Genomic DNA, 12738 nt, shown 5'->3' with positions numbered 1-12738 from the left:
GCAGGCGACGTGGAACCACCCCGGTCAGATCCTCAATTTGGCCAGTTCGGCGAGCGCCCAAGCAGGGCGAGGATCCGGTCGAGGGTGGAACCACCCGCGAGCGGATCCCCACAGGGCTGGAACTGGGCGCCCTCACGCTGCCGGCTCGCTCCGCCGGGTACCTGCTCGGCGATCGGCAGCACAGCGTCCAGAAGATCGGCATCGAAGTCGGTCCGAACACCGATCGCGGCGGCGACATCCCAGCCATGGACCACGTAGTCGAGGAAGTGGAAGCCGATCGCTTGGGACGCGGGGAACATCTGGCCACCGCGGACCTCCGGCAGCCACAACTCCCTTTCCAGCACACCATCCTCCGCAAAGGCGGCCGTGACCGCAGCCGCCGAAGCGGCGAAGACCCCGGCCGGGTCGGCACCGACCGGGCGCTCGGCCCAGATGGTCACGTCGCTGGTCTCACCCCGAGCCGCTGCCGCAAAGCCGTAATTCTGGCCCACCATGTGCGCGAGCAACTGGCCCAACGTCCACTCCGCGCATGGAGACGGCCTGTCGAGCAGACCGACATCGACACGGCTCACGATCGCTTCGGTGATCTTCAACGCACGCTGGTCCAACACACGAATGTCCGTCATGCCGCGTTGACCCCTGTCAGGTCGGCAGAGACGGCCCACAGGCGGGCAGCCTGCGCCGAGTCGGTCGCGTAGTCGCGGACGCCCACCCAGGAGTCGTCGTTGGGAGGGGCGGGCTCGGCGATGTCGCAGTCCTCGCAATAGACGCCGCCCATGCCGTCCAGTTGCGCGGAGGTCGCGGCCCACACCTGGGTGGCCGCGCCCTGCTCGGGTGTTTTGAAGCCTTCGCTGACGTTGCCGTTCTCGTCGATCCAGCCGCGCTCGATCATCTCCTCCCGGGGCGTATGGCGCACCAGTTCGGTGAGGATCTCACCGGGATGCAGCGCGAACGCCCGCACCCCGGACTCCCGGCCCAGCGCGTCCAGGTGGATGGCGAACAGCACGTTCGCGGTCTTCGCCTGACCGTACGCCGCCCACTTGTCGTACGGACCGAGTTCGAAGTGAATGTCGTTCCACCGGATGTCCGACAGGTGATGCCCCCGCGACGACACAGATACGACGCGGCCACCACCACGGGCGATCGGCGCCCAGAGGCGGTTGACCAGCGCGAAGTGGCCCAAGTGGTTGGTGGCGAACTGCGCCTCCCAGCCCGCCGGGCCGACCCGGGTCTCGGGGCAGGCCATGATGCCGGCGTTGTTGACGACGATGTCGATGTCCCGGCCCGAGGCGAGGAACCGGTCGGCGAAGTCCCGGACGCTGTCCAGGTCCGCGAGGTCCAGCCCGTCCACCTCGACCCCGTCGACGCCGCCGACCGCCTTCTCCGCGACCTCACGCCGCCGCGCCGGGACGACGACGCGGGCCCCGGCGCGGGTGAGCGCGCGCGTCGTCTCCAGCCCGAGGCCCACGTAGCCGCCGGTGACGACGGCCAGCTTGCCAGTCAGGTCTGTGTCGCTCAGGACGTCGTCCGTGGTGCTCCTGGCGCCGAACCCGGATCCGATCTTGTGCTGCGGCGTTGTCGTGTACGTCATGTCTCCGGACGCTACGACTTGGAGGGCGCTCTATCGCAATGGGTGGCCGCAGCTACTCCTGAAAAGCCGTCCGCGACGCGATCCGGGTCAGCCCATCTGGCAGGAGTAGCGCCACGAGCAAGCTCGGCACGTCGACGACGACCTCACGGGCTCAGCCATGTGGACGCGGCACGCCGTCCGGGCGGCCCGCCCGGACGGCGCCCGATCTGCCATCAGCCAGTGCACAGCCAATCCCGACAGCGTGGCAGACCCGGCACGGTCAACAACCCGGTGAACCTTCCCGGTCACAGCACTTGCGACGGTCCGGTCAGGGGGAATCACCATTGGCAGAACGCCACGGCGGCATCGTCGCCCGACTTGTAGCGAGGCCACCGGATGCCCGTCGGGTCCGTCGCCTCGACCTTCCGCACGGTGTCGATCAGTTCCGCGGGCCCTCCGGAGCGTAGCGACACGAACACCTCTGCCCAGGTGGCCATCTGGTACTCGGTCACGAGCCGGGACGCCCCGTCCGACATGACCGCGGCCGCCTGCACTTCCCCGAGCGGGGTGGATCCGGTCAGAGCATGAACGGCCGCTTCCGGGGTGGCCGCGGCGACCCAATACCCGTCCGCGGTGTTCCGCACCTTCCGCTGCTCGACCACGAGATGCCGCAGCGCTTCCCTGTGTTCCGGCGTGTGCGTCTCGAACTGCTCGACTGCGAGCCGGAGTTCGGGGAGTACGTCATCAACCCGCAGGTCCGTGATCGTCGAGTGGCCGGTGCTGTCCTCGAAGACAATCGGTGAGTCCGCGAGAACGAGATGGTCAAGTGCGTCGTCCCGTTCGCGCAGGACCGCGACGGTGGCGGACGGTGTCCCTGGATGGCCGAGATCGCATCCGGGATGCAGCGCCGCGACCTGTTCGAGGGCCATGCCCAACGCTTCCGTGAGCGGACGGGCGGGCTCTGCCAGAGCGGCGACGAGTGCCCCACCCAAATGGCTGACGTACCAAGGGACGCCGTGCCGGCACCCCGTGTCCAGCCCCGCCGTGCTCAGCCCGTCCAGTACGACAGCCAGCGTCGGCGTACCGGCCACCCAGTCCTCGTTGGGGCCGGTTCCGCCGGGGCGGGTGTCGATGGATACACGCATGGTCGACTTCCTGTCAGTACGGCGGAGTTACCCGGCGGCTGCGCGAGATGCGCACCGACCATCGTCGTACCGGCACTCCTTCCTCGCTCGGTCTGACTACCCTGGTTTCGACGAAGCTGCGAGGAGGGGCCAAGGCTGTGATGTCTCAAGACGCTACTCCGGACCCGTACGCCGACCCGATGAAGTTCGGCCAGCGGGTGCAGATCCTCCGCGAGCGCCGCGGAATGACCCAGACCCAGGCCGCCGACCTTCTCGGCCTCTCGTCGCACACCTATCGCAAGATCGAGAACGGGCAGCAGAAGGCGCCCGGGCTCGACATGGTGCTGCGTATCGCAGAAGTCCTGCGGGTACGCGACCTGGCAGACCTGACGGGGCGTCCCGAAACGCACGTCGACCTGTTCATCGGCCCTGGCCACCCTCGACTGGCCGCCGTCAAGGCTGCCATCGACAGCTTCCCGGTCACGTCTGGCGTCGCGACTCGGGCGATCCGTACTTGAACTCCGCGATCACTGCGACACATTGACCGGCGTCCGGATGTGCGTTGCCTGCGACCGGGCGGTCGAGGACGGGGAGGAATCTGTTCCATACGAGCAGGTGAGTACGACCGGCGGCTCAGGTTGGGTCCACGGCCGCTGTGCCAACTCTGTGAGTCGCAGCCCTCGCTGACCGCCGTCCTGCAGGGACATCGGATTTCGGTGCTGCCGCCCCGGCCGACCACCCGCCAGTGGTCGGCCGTGACACGGGTTTTGGAGGCCGTGGCGGGAATTGAACCCACGTACCTCGCTTTGCAGGCGAGTCCCTAAGCCACTCGGGCACACGGCCAGGTCGGGTTGGGGTTTTCGTCCCGTTCCGAACTTGGTACGTCGACCGTATGGCCGGGGTGGGAAGGGGCTCAAGGGAATCGGCGGGGCTGCAATGGGACTGCCATACGCCGTTCATGAAACGGGGGTGTGAAAGCCGCGGGCGGAGCCGTACCGGGAGCGGCTGATGGTGCTGGCGGCCGGCGCCATCGCCGCCGCGCCCAGTGTGCTGGTCCACTCCGTGCCCGCCTGGGCCTTGGCCGTCGCCTGGGGATTCGGGTGTTTCGGGATGGGGCTGGTGATCTCCTCCACCAGCGTGCTGCTGCTGCAGCTCTCCGCTCCCGAGGAGGCGGGGGCCAACTCCGCCGGGCTGCAGATCGCCGACGGTCTGTCCGACGTGCTGTTGCTCGCTGCGGGTGCGGGCCGTGGCCGAGCGGCTCGCGGGAGCCCACGCCGACCTGCTGCGGAGGCTGGGCGAATGACCGGGCACCTCACCGTCGCCGAGGTCACCGAGATCGCGCGGATCGCGTTCGGCGGGCGGGCCCCCGAGGCACGGGCGCCCGGTCCGCTCGCCTCCGCCGTGCACCGGCCCCGCGCGCGGATGTTCGGCACGGCCGCGTACGACGACGTCCACGAGCAGGCCGCCGCCCTCCTGCACGCGATCGCCACGAACCATCCCCTCGTCGACGGCAACAAGCGCGCCGCGTGGCCGGCGCCCGTGACCTTTCTCGCGCTGCACGGCGTGGATCTCGCCGCCTGCGACCAGGACGCGGCGTACGAGCTGGTCATCGACGTGGCGTCCGGTACGGAGTCCGAGGTCGCGGTCATCGCGCGGCGGCTGCGGGCGCTGTGACGTGAGTCCCACCCACCGGCGACCCGGCCTTGTTCGCACATGGACACCGGCGGGCCGCCGGTAGGGTGGCCCGGTTGTCATACCCAGCCGAGTCGTTCCTGCACAGTTGAGCCGCCCGACCCCGAACCCGGAGACCGTGACTACCACCGCCGCCACCTCCGCGTCCTCCTCCCACTCCCATCACCTGTCGCCCGCCTTTCCCGGCCGTGCGCCCTGGGGCACCGCCAGCAAGCTGCGTGCCTGGCAGCAGGGGGCGATGGAGAAGTACATCCAGGAGCAGCCGCGCGACTTCCTCGCCGTCGCCACCCCCGGCGCCGGCAAGACGACCTTCGCGCTGACCCTCGCCTCCTGGCTGCTGCACCATCACGTCGTGCAGCAGGTGACGGTGGTCGCGCCGACCGAGCACCTGAAGAAGCAGTGGGCGGAAGCGGCGGCGAGGATAGGGATCCGGCTGGACCCCGAGTACAGCGCCGGACCTCTCAGCAAGGACTACCACGGCGTCGCCGTGACGTACGCGGGCGTCGGCGTACGGCCGATGCTCCACCGGAACCGGTCCGAGCAGCGCAAGACCCTCGTCATCCTCGACGAGATCCACCACGCCGGTGACTCCAAGTCGTGGGGTGAGGCGTGCCTGGAGGCGTTCGAGCCGGCCACCCGCCGCCTCGCGCTCACCGGTACGCCGTTCCGGTCGGACACCAACCCCATCCCCTTCGTGACGTACGAGGAGGGGAACGACGGGATCCGGCGGTCCGCCGCCGACTACACCTACGGGTACGGGTCGGCGCTCGCCGACCACGTCGTGCGGCCCGTCATCTTCCTCTCCTACAGCGGCAACATGCGCTGGCGGACGAAGGCCGGCGACGAGATCGCGGCCCGGCTCGGCGAGCCGATGACCAAGGACGCGATCAGTCAGGCCTGGCGTACCGCGCTCGACCCGCGCGGCGAGTGGATGCCGAGCGTGCTGCGCGCCGCCGATCAGCGGCTCACCGAGGTCAGGAAGGCCATTCCGGACGCCGGCGCGCTCGTCATCGCCTCCGACCAGGACTCCGCCCGCGCCTACGCCAAGCTGATCCGGGAGATCACGGGGACGAAGGCGACCCTCGTCCTCTCCGACGACACCGGCGCGTCCAACCGCATCGACGAGTTCAGCGCGAGCAACGACCGGTGGATGGTCGCGGTACGGATGGTGTCGGAAGGCGTCGACGTGCCGCGGCTCGCCGTCGGGGTGTACGCCACCACCATCTCCACACCCCTCTTCTTCGCTCAGGCCGTCGGCCGCTTCGTGCGGTCCCGGCGGCGCGGCGAGACCGCGTCCGTCTTCCTGCCGACCGTCCCCGACCTCCTCACCTTCGCAGGCGAGATGGAGGTCGAGCGCGACCACGCCCTCGACAAGCCCAAGAAGGAGGGAGAGGAGGATCCGTACGCCGAGTCCGAGAAGGAGATGGACGAGGCGAACAAGGAGCAGGACGAGGACACCGGCGAGCAGGAGCAGTTCGCCTTCGAGGCGCTGGAGTCAGAGGCCACCTTCGACCGGGTGATGTACAACGGCGCCGAGTTCGGCATGCAGGCCCACCCGGGAAGCGACGAGGAGCAGGACTACCTCGGCATCCCGGGGCTGCTGGAGCCCGATCAGGTGCAGATGCTGCTCCAGAAGCGGCAGGCCAAGCAGATCGCGCACAGCAAGAAGAAGCCGGACACCGAGGCCGACCTCCTCGAACTGCCCGCCGAGCGGCGGCCGGTCGTCTCGCACAAGGAGATGATGGAGCTGCGCAAGCAGCTCAACACGATGGTCGGCGCGTACGTCCACCAGAGCGGCAAGCCGCACGGCGTGATCCACACCGAGCTGCGGCGCGTGTGCGGCGGACCGCCGAGCGCGGAGGCGACGGCGGGACAGTTGCGCCAGCGCATCGCCAAGGTGCAGGAGTGGGCGACGCGGATGAAGTGAGATCCCGGTGATCTCCTGGGACTCAGGGGCGCACGCGACGCCGTCACGCTCCGTACGTATCGGGATAAATGTAGGTAGTCCATACCGGCCAATGACCGGATTCTGGACGGAGCCTTCCGCTCAGCGAACCTGCTTCGCTACTGTCCCGCTACGCACACGCCCCGTGGCAGCGCCGCCGCGGAGCGCAGCCGTGAAGCGACTGGGCCCGGACACGCCGGGCCCATCTGTCGATCGGCGGCCTCTGAAGCGCGTCACTGACGGGACTCGGTGACGCATCCGCCGCGACGGGGGCCCGCCGACCTCACCACTTAAGGAGTGGGCGTCGTGACCGCGGAGACCTCCCAGACGCTCGATCGAGGACTGAAGGTTCTCAAGCTGCTGGCCGATACCGACCACGGGCTGACCGTCACCGAGCTTTCCAACAAACTGGGCGTGAACCGGACCGTTGTGTACCGGTTGCTCGCCACCCTGGAGCAGCACGCACTCGTACGGCGGGACCTGGGCGGCCGAGCCCGGGTCGGCCTCGGAGTGCTGAGGCTCGGCCGCCAGGTGCACCCGTTGGTGCGGGAGGCGGCGCTGCCCGCGCTGCGGTCGCTGGCCGAGGACATAGGGGCGACCGCGCATCTGACGCTGGTGGACGGGACGGAGGCGCTCGCCGTCGCCGTCGTCGAGCCGACCTGGACGGACTACCACGTGGCGTACCGGGCCGGGTTCCGGCATCCGCTGGACCGGGGCGCCGCGGGCCGGGCGATCCTCGCCGCGCGGCAGAAGCTCCCGGACGAGCCGGGCTACACCTTGACGCACGGGGAGCTGGAGGCGGGGGCGAGCGGGGCTGCGGCGCCGTTGCTCGGGGTGACCGGGGTCGAGGGGAGCGTGGGGGTGGTGATGCTCGCGGACGCGGTGCCGGAGCGGGTCGGACCGCGGGTGATGGACGCGGCGCGCGAGGTGGCGGAGGCCCTGCGCTGACGTCCGCCGGACGGGCGCCCCGGGCCGGCGCCGGGCGCGGGTAAGGACGCTCGCCGACGCGGGCCGGGCGCCTCCTTCAGAGACGGCCCGCAGAGGGGGGACCCTAAGAGGGGGACCCCTAAGAGGGGGATCCCCGAGGCGATCCCCCCGACCCGAGGCGATCCCCCGAGGTGATCCCCGAGGTGATCCCCGAGGTGAGCCCCGAGGTGAGCCCCGAGGCGATCCCCCGAGGTGAGCCCCGAGGTGAGCCCCGAGGCGATCCCCCGAGGTGAGCCCCGAGGTGAGCCCCGAGGCGATCCCCCGAGGTGAGTCCCCGAGGCGATCCCTCCGAGGTGAACCCCCTGGGTGACCCTCCTGAGGTGAGCCCCCGAGGCGATCCCCCTGAGGTGACCCCCCTGAGGTGACCCCCCTGAGGTGACGCCCCGAGGGGACCCTCTGCGGCCGCCCATGCGGGCCCAGCGGTACGTCTGCCCGCGGCTGTGGCGGCCGTGGGGAGGACGGCCCGCCGCGTGCGGTGGCTGCGGGCACGACTGTCCGTGGGCCGTGCCGGCCACCGGCACGTCTGCCCGCGGGCTGTCTGTACCTGCGCGGTCGTGTGCATACCCCCGCCCGTTACATTGACCCCGTGCTCTCTCGTCTCTCACGCCCCCAGGCCCTCGCCGTCTGCGCTCTGCCCCTCGTGGCGCTGCTCGCCACGGCCGCCTTCGCGCCGCTGCCGTTCTCGGTGGCGCAGCCGGGCATGACGGCGAACGTCCTCGGCGAGAACAAGGGCGACCCGGTCATCACCATCTCCGGCGCGCCCACCCGGGACACGAGCGGGCAACTGCGGATGACGACGATCGAGGCGACCAACCCCGACACGACCGTCAGGCTCGCCGATGTGATCGACGGCTGGTTCCGTGCCGACCAGGCGATCATGCCGCACGACTCCGTGTACCCCAGCGGGGAGAGCACCAAGGAGATCGAGCAGCACAACACCGAGCAGATGCAGCAGTCCCAGGACGCCGCGACCGAGGCCGCGCTGAAGTACCTCGACCGTGGCGGCGACGGCATCAAGGTCACGCTGAAGCTGTCCGACGTGGGCGGACCCAGCGCGGGGCTGCTGTTCTCGCTCGGCATCGTCGACAAGCTCGACGGCGACGGCGGCGGCGGCGACCTCACGGGTGGCCGCACGATCGCCGGTACGGGGACCATCGACGCCGACGGCAAGGTCGGCGCGGTCGGCGGCGTCGCCCTGAAGACGCAGGCCGCCCGGCGGGACGGGGCGACCGTCTTCCTCGTGCCGAAGGACGAGTGCGGCGACGCGAAGGCCGAGCTGCCCAAGGGGCTGCGGCTGATTCCGGTCACCACGCTCAAGGGCGCGGTGGGCGCGCTGGTCGCACTGGAGAAGGGGAAGGGCTCGGTACCGAGCTGCTGAACCTCGCCCTCCGAACTTCAGTTGCTGAGCCTCGCCCTCCGAACTTCAGTTGCTGAGCCTCGCCCTCCGAACTTCAGTTGCTGAACCTCGCCCTCCGAATTTCAGCTGCTGGACCCCGCCCCCCGAACCTCAGCCGCTGAGCCACCCCCCGAATCTCAGCCGCTGAGTCACTCCCCCAAGCCTCAGCTGCTGAACCGCGCGCCCCATAGCCTCAGTTACTGAACCGTGCCCCGGCTACCTCACGAACCCCTGGGCCTTCATCCAGTCCAGCGCGACCTGGTGCGGATCCTCCCCGTCGACGTCCACCTTGGCGTTCAGTTCCTGCGCCAGCGTGTTGTTCAGCTTCTTCGTGACGGGGTTCAGGACCTCCGCGATGGCCGGCCACTTCTTCAGCGTCCTGGAGTTGATCTCGGGCGCCGCGTTGTAGTTGGGGAAGAACCTCTTGTCGTCGGCCATCACCACGAGGTTCATGGACCTGATGCGCCCGTCGGTGGTGAACACCTCTCCGTACGTGCAACTCCCCTTCCGCACCTGGGTGTAGATGATCCCGGTGTCCATCTGCGTGATCCGGGACGCCGGCACGTTCATCCCGTACGCCTTCTGCATCCCCGGCAGTCCGTCCGCCCGGTTGGCGAACTCGCTCTCCACGCACAGCGTCACCGCGCCGGGGGCCGACCTGGCCAGGGCCGCCACGTCCGACAGCGTCCTCGTGCCGTACTTCTTGTAGGCGTCCTGGTTCATCGCCGGCGCGTAGGTGTTGTTCAGCTGCGACTGGGGCAGCCACGTCAGCCCGTTCTTGAGGTCCGCGTCGTGCACGGCCCGCCATTGTGCCCGCGGGTCGGCGATGGGCTCGCTGTTGCCCTGGTAGGTGATCCAGGCGGTGCCCGTGTACTCGTACATGCCGTCCGCGTCGCCCTTGCGGACCGCCTCGCGGGAGCCGATGGACCCCTGGATGCCGGTGCGGTCGAGCACGTCCGCGCCGGCCGCCTCGAAGGCGATGCCCATCATCGCGCCGAGGATCAGGTTCTCGGTGAACGACTTGGACGTCACGGTGAGGTGGGCGCCCTTGAGCGGTTCGCCCTTCCCGATCGTCCCGGGCGAGACGTCGTCGACCATCGGGGAGCCGCTGCTCAGCCCGCAGCCGGAGAGCGCCACCAGCGCCAGTGACCCGGAGAGCAGCGCCGGTGCGCCCGCGGCCGCCAGCCGCACGCGCCTCACGTCCCCACCTCCAGCCCCCGTGGCCGCAGCAGCAGTTCGGCGAGTGAGGCGAGCCAGTCGACCAGCAGGGCCAGGGCGACCGTGAGGATCGAGCCCAGCACCAGCACCGGCATGCGCTGGTTGGTGATGCCGGTGGTGATCAGCACGCCCAGGCCGCCGCCCCCGCCGAAGGCCGCCAGGGTCGCCGTGCCGACGTTCAGGACGAGGGCCGTCCGCACGCCGGCCAGGATCAGCGGCACCGCCAGCGGCAGCTCCACCCGCCTGAGCACGCCCACCGGGGACATGCCGATCCCGCGGGCCGCCTCCAGCAGCGTCGGGTCGTTGGCCTTGAGCCCGGCGACGGTGTTGGAGAGCACGGGCAGGACGGCGTACGCGATGATGCCGATCAGCGCGGCCCTCGTGCCCGTGCCCAGCCAGATCACCAGCAGTGCGAGCAGACCGATCGCCGGCGTCGCCTGACCCGTGTTGGCGACGGCCATGGCGAACGGCGTGGCCTTGCGGAACGCCTTGCGGGTCAGCAGGACGCCCAGCGGGATCGCGATGATCAGGACGAAGAACGTGGAGATCGCCGTCAGCTCCACCTGCTGCCACAGCGCCTTCGACACCTGCCCGTTGGACAGCGCGTTCTCGGAGATCGGGTCCAGGTCCGCCTGCTGGAACCACAGCCAGGTCGCGAGCAGCAGGGCGACGAGGAAGGCGGGCAGGAACGTCAGCTTCTGCCAGGTGAGACGGCGGCGGGGCGGCGGAGGGGGCGGCGGGACCGCGGTCTCCTCCAGTGCCTCCTCCAGTGCCTCTTCCGGTGCCTCCTCCGGCTTCGGTTCGGCAGCCGTGTCCCGTTCGGGGATGCCGTCCCGTTCGTGGATTCCTTCCAACTCGGGAACGCTCACGCCTTCGCCTCCCCGTCCGGACCCTCCTGTTCCGCGTGCGTCTGCGCGGCCCGGGCCTCCTCCGGTTCGGCCTGCGCCTCCAGCGCCTCCAGCGCCTCCAGCCGGTCGGCCTTCAGCAACTCGTGGACGGAGTTCATCAGCGTCTCCATCTCGACGACCCCGGTGTACTCGCCGTGCCGCCCGGTGACCGCGACCCGTCCGGTGTTGTCGGTCAGCACCGCCGCCAGCGCGTCGCGCAGGGTGGCGTCCTGGGGGACCGTGTCGTGGACCAGGGTTCCCGCCCGCGCCGGCGAGCCCCTGGCCCGCATCAGGTCCCCGCGGCGCAGCCACTTGTAGGGCCGGCCCCGCTCGTCCAGCAGCAGGATCTCGTTCGTGCCTCCCCCAGTGCCCGAATGGCCTGGGAAGGACCCCCAGGAGCGGAGCTTGTCGAAGACGGCCTGGAGCGGGTCGTCGACGGTCGCCGTCGGGTAGTCGGTGATCTCCACATCCCGGACGCGGCTGAGGTTGAGCCTCTTCAGGGCCGCCCCCGCCCCCACGAACCCGGACACGAAGTCGTCCGCCGGGTTGGTGAGGATCGCCTCGGGGGTGTCGAACTGGGCGATGTGGGAGTGCTCGCGCAGCACCGCGATCCGGTCGCCCAGCTTGATCGCCTCGTCGAAGTCGTGGGTGACGAACACGATCGTCTTGTGCAGCTCGTTCTGGAGCCGGATCAGCTCGTCCTGGAGGTGGTCGCGGGTGATCGGGTCGACGGCCCCGAACGGCTCGTCCATCAGCAGGACCGGTGGATCGGCGGCCAGCGCCCGGGCCACGCCCACCCGTTGCTGCTGCCCGCCGGACAGCTGGCGCGGGTAGCGGCCGTGGAACTCGCCGGGGTCGAGGCCGACCAGGTCGAGCATCTCCTCCACCCGGTCCCGGATCCGCGCCTTCGGCCAGCCGGTCATCCTCGGCACGAGCGCGATGTTCTGCGCGACCGTCATGTGCGGGAAGAGCCCGGACGACTGGATCGCGTACCCCACCTTGCGGCGCAGCTTCACGGCGTCGATGTCGGTGACGTCCTCGCCGTCGATCCGGATCCGCCCGCCGCTCGGCTCGATCAGCCGGTTGATCATCTTCAGTGTCGTCGACTTCCCGCAGCCGGACGGCCCCACGAAGACGACGGTCTCACCCGCCTTGATCTCCATGGTGACGTTGTCGACGGCGGGGCTCGGACTGCCCGGGTAGCGCTTGGTGAGGCTCTCCAGCTCGATGGAGGCGCCGTGGGAGGAGGCGTGGGAGCCGCCATGCGCGTCAGACACGGATCCCCCTCGGGATCGTCAGCCGTCCGATGAGGACGTACGCGGCGTCGAACAGCAGGGCCAGGACGATGATCCCGAGCGTCCCCGCGAGCACCTGGTTGAGCGCGTTCTTGCTGCCCAGGGAGGCGAGGCCGCGGAAGATCTCGTTGCCGAGTCCGGGCCCGGAGGCGTACGCGGCGATGGCGGCGATGCCCATCAGCATCTGCGTGGAGACCCGGATCCCGGTCAGGATCGGCGGCCAGGCCAGCGGCAGTTCGACCCGCGCCAGCCGCGTCAGCCGGGACATCCCGATGCCCGTCGCCGCGTCCACCAGGGAAGGGTCGACCCCGCGCAGTCCGACGATCGCGTTGCGCACGACCGGCAGCAGCCCGTACAGCGTCAGCGCGATCACCGTCGGCGGTACGCCCAGCCCCACCACCGGGATCAGCAGACCGATCATGGCGAGCGACGGGACGGTGAGGATCGTGGAGGTGGCGGTGGTGGCGAGGTCGCCGGCCCAGCCGCTGCGGTAGGTGACGACACCGATCAGCACGCCCAGCAGGGTCGCCACGACCATGCACTGCAAGACGACGCCGGCGTGTTGGCAGGCGTCGGTGAGCAGCTGCTGGTGACGGTTGCCCAGGTACTCCCAGAAGCTCACGC

Annotated in this window: 12 protein-coding genes, 1 tRNA gene and 1 pseudogene; 6 read left to right on the top strand and 8 right to left on the bottom strand. The window is 70.1% G+C overall.

Annotated features, from left to right (window positions below; translation table 11 throughout):
- Positions 1-32: 32 nt before the first annotated feature.
- From OG289_RS20050 to OG289_RS20040, 3 genes are all read right to left on the bottom strand, one after another.
- Positions 33-626, bottom strand: a complete 594-nt coding sequence (locus OG289_RS20050; RefSeq protein ID WP_327315403.1) for a TIGR03086 family metal-binding protein — start codon at positions 624-626, stop codon at positions 33-35.
- Positions 623-1591 carry an SDR family NAD(P)-dependent oxidoreductase gene (locus tag OG289_RS20045; RefSeq protein ID WP_327315402.1) on the bottom strand — a complete coding sequence of 323 codons (969 nt, stop codon included), beginning with the start codon at positions 1589-1591 and terminating at the stop codon, positions 623-625. The genes OG289_RS20050 and OG289_RS20045 overlap by 4 nt, the downstream gene beginning before the upstream one ends.
- A gap of 317 nt (positions 1592-1908) precedes the next feature.
- On the bottom strand, positions 1909-2715 hold the full coding sequence (locus OG289_RS20040) for a hypothetical protein (RefSeq protein ID WP_327315401.1): 807 nt from the start codon (positions 2713-2715) through the stop codon (positions 1909-1911).
- A 179-nt stretch (positions 2716-2894) separates the two neighbouring features.
- Between OG289_RS20040 and OG289_RS20035 the strand changes: the two genes are divergently transcribed.
- On the top strand, positions 2895-3212 hold the full coding sequence (locus OG289_RS20035; protein ID WP_327315400.1) for a helix-turn-helix domain-containing protein: 318 nt from the start codon (positions 2895-2897) through the stop codon (positions 3210-3212).
- A 250-nt stretch (positions 3213-3462) separates the two neighbouring features.
- On the opposite strand, the gene OG289_RS20030 is transcribed toward OG289_RS20035, so the two are convergent.
- A tRNA-Cys gene (locus tag OG289_RS20030) sits at positions 3463-3537 on the bottom strand.
- Between the two features lie 132 nt (positions 3538-3669).
- On the opposite strand from OG289_RS20030, the pseudogene OG289_RS20025 reads away from it, so the two are divergent.
- The 5 genes and pseudogenes from OG289_RS20025 to OG289_RS20005 form a co-directional block, all read left to right on the top strand.
- Positions 3670-4005 (top strand): annotated as a pseudogene (locus OG289_RS20025) (MFS transporter); the annotation flags it as partial.
- A complete protein-coding gene (locus OG289_RS20020; protein ID WP_327320746.1) occupies positions 3994-4368 on the top strand; it encodes a type II toxin-antitoxin system death-on-curing family toxin in 375 nt (124 codons plus the stop codon). The pseudogene OG289_RS20025 and the gene OG289_RS20020, both read left to right, overlap by 12 nt.
- Before the next feature lie 136 nt (positions 4369-4504).
- Positions 4505-6313 (top strand): DEAD/DEAH box helicase, encoded by a 1809-nt coding sequence (locus OG289_RS20015; RefSeq protein ID WP_327315399.1) that lies wholly within the window; start codon positions 4505-4507, stop codon positions 6311-6313.
- Between the two features lie 324 nt (positions 6314-6637).
- Positions 6638-7279, top strand: a complete 642-nt coding sequence (locus OG289_RS20010) for an IclR family transcriptional regulator (RefSeq protein WP_327315398.1) — start codon at positions 6638-6640, stop codon at positions 7277-7279.
- Positions 7280-7904: 625 nt separating this feature from the next.
- A complete protein-coding gene (locus tag OG289_RS20005; RefSeq protein ID WP_327315397.1) occupies positions 7905-8696 on the top strand; it encodes a S16 family serine protease in 792 nt (263 codons plus the stop codon).
- A gap of 234 nt (positions 8697-8930) precedes the next feature.
- On the opposite strand, the gene OG289_RS20000 is transcribed toward OG289_RS20005, so the two are convergent.
- Genes OG289_RS20000 through OG289_RS19985 form a run of 4 tightly spaced genes read right to left on the bottom strand, consistent with a single transcriptional unit; the run spans position 8931 to position 12736 of the window.
- Entirely contained in the window at positions 8931-9914 is a 984-nt protein-coding gene (locus OG289_RS20000; RefSeq protein ID WP_327315396.1) for a glycine betaine ABC transporter substrate-binding protein, read from the bottom strand.
- Positions 9911-10801: an ABC transporter permease gene (locus OG289_RS19995; protein WP_442818922.1), complete on the bottom strand. Its 891-nt coding sequence runs from the start codon at positions 10799-10801 to the stop codon at positions 9911-9913. The genes OG289_RS20000 and OG289_RS19995 overlap by 4 nt, the downstream gene beginning before the upstream one ends.
- Positions 10798-12096: a betaine/proline/choline family ABC transporter ATP-binding protein gene (locus OG289_RS19990; RefSeq protein ID WP_327315395.1), complete on the bottom strand. Its 1299-nt coding sequence runs from the start codon at positions 12094-12096 to the stop codon at positions 10798-10800. Before OG289_RS19990 ends, OG289_RS19995 begins: the two co-directional genes overlap by 4 nt.
- The gene (locus tag OG289_RS19985) at positions 12089-12736 is read right to left on the bottom strand and encodes an ABC transporter permease (RefSeq protein WP_327315394.1); all 648 of its coding nucleotides are present in this window, start codon (positions 12734-12736) and stop codon (positions 12089-12091) included. Before OG289_RS19985 ends, OG289_RS19990 begins: the two co-directional genes overlap by 8 nt.
- Positions 12737-12738: the final 2 nt, after the last annotated feature.

The sequence above is a fragment of the Streptomyces sp. NBC_01235 genome (assembly GCF_035989285.1).
In the GTDB taxonomy this organism is placed as follows: Bacteria; Actinomycetota; Actinomycetes; order Streptomycetales; family Streptomycetaceae; genus Streptomyces.
This window is presented reverse-complemented; position numbering and strand designations above follow the sequence as displayed.

Coding starts and splice junctions, on each gene's coding strand:
- OG289_RS20050 (WP_327315403.1), bottom strand. CDS start 626: ATGACGGACATTCGTGTGTTGGACCAGCGTGCGTTGAAGATCACCGAA.
- OG289_RS20045 (WP_327315402.1), bottom strand. CDS start 1,591: ATGACGTACACGACAACGCCGCAGCACAAGATCGGATCCGGGTTCGGC.
- OG289_RS20040 (WP_327315401.1), bottom strand. CDS start 2,715: ATGCGTGTATCCATCGACACCCGCCCCGGCGGAACCGGCCCCAACGAG.
- OG289_RS20035 (WP_327315400.1), top strand. CDS start 2,895: ATGAAGTTCGGCCAGCGGGTGCAGATCCTCCGCGAGCGCCGCGGAATG.
- OG289_RS20020 (WP_327320746.1), top strand. CDS start 3,994: ATGACCGGGCACCTCACCGTCGCCGAGGTCACCGAGATCGCGCGGATC.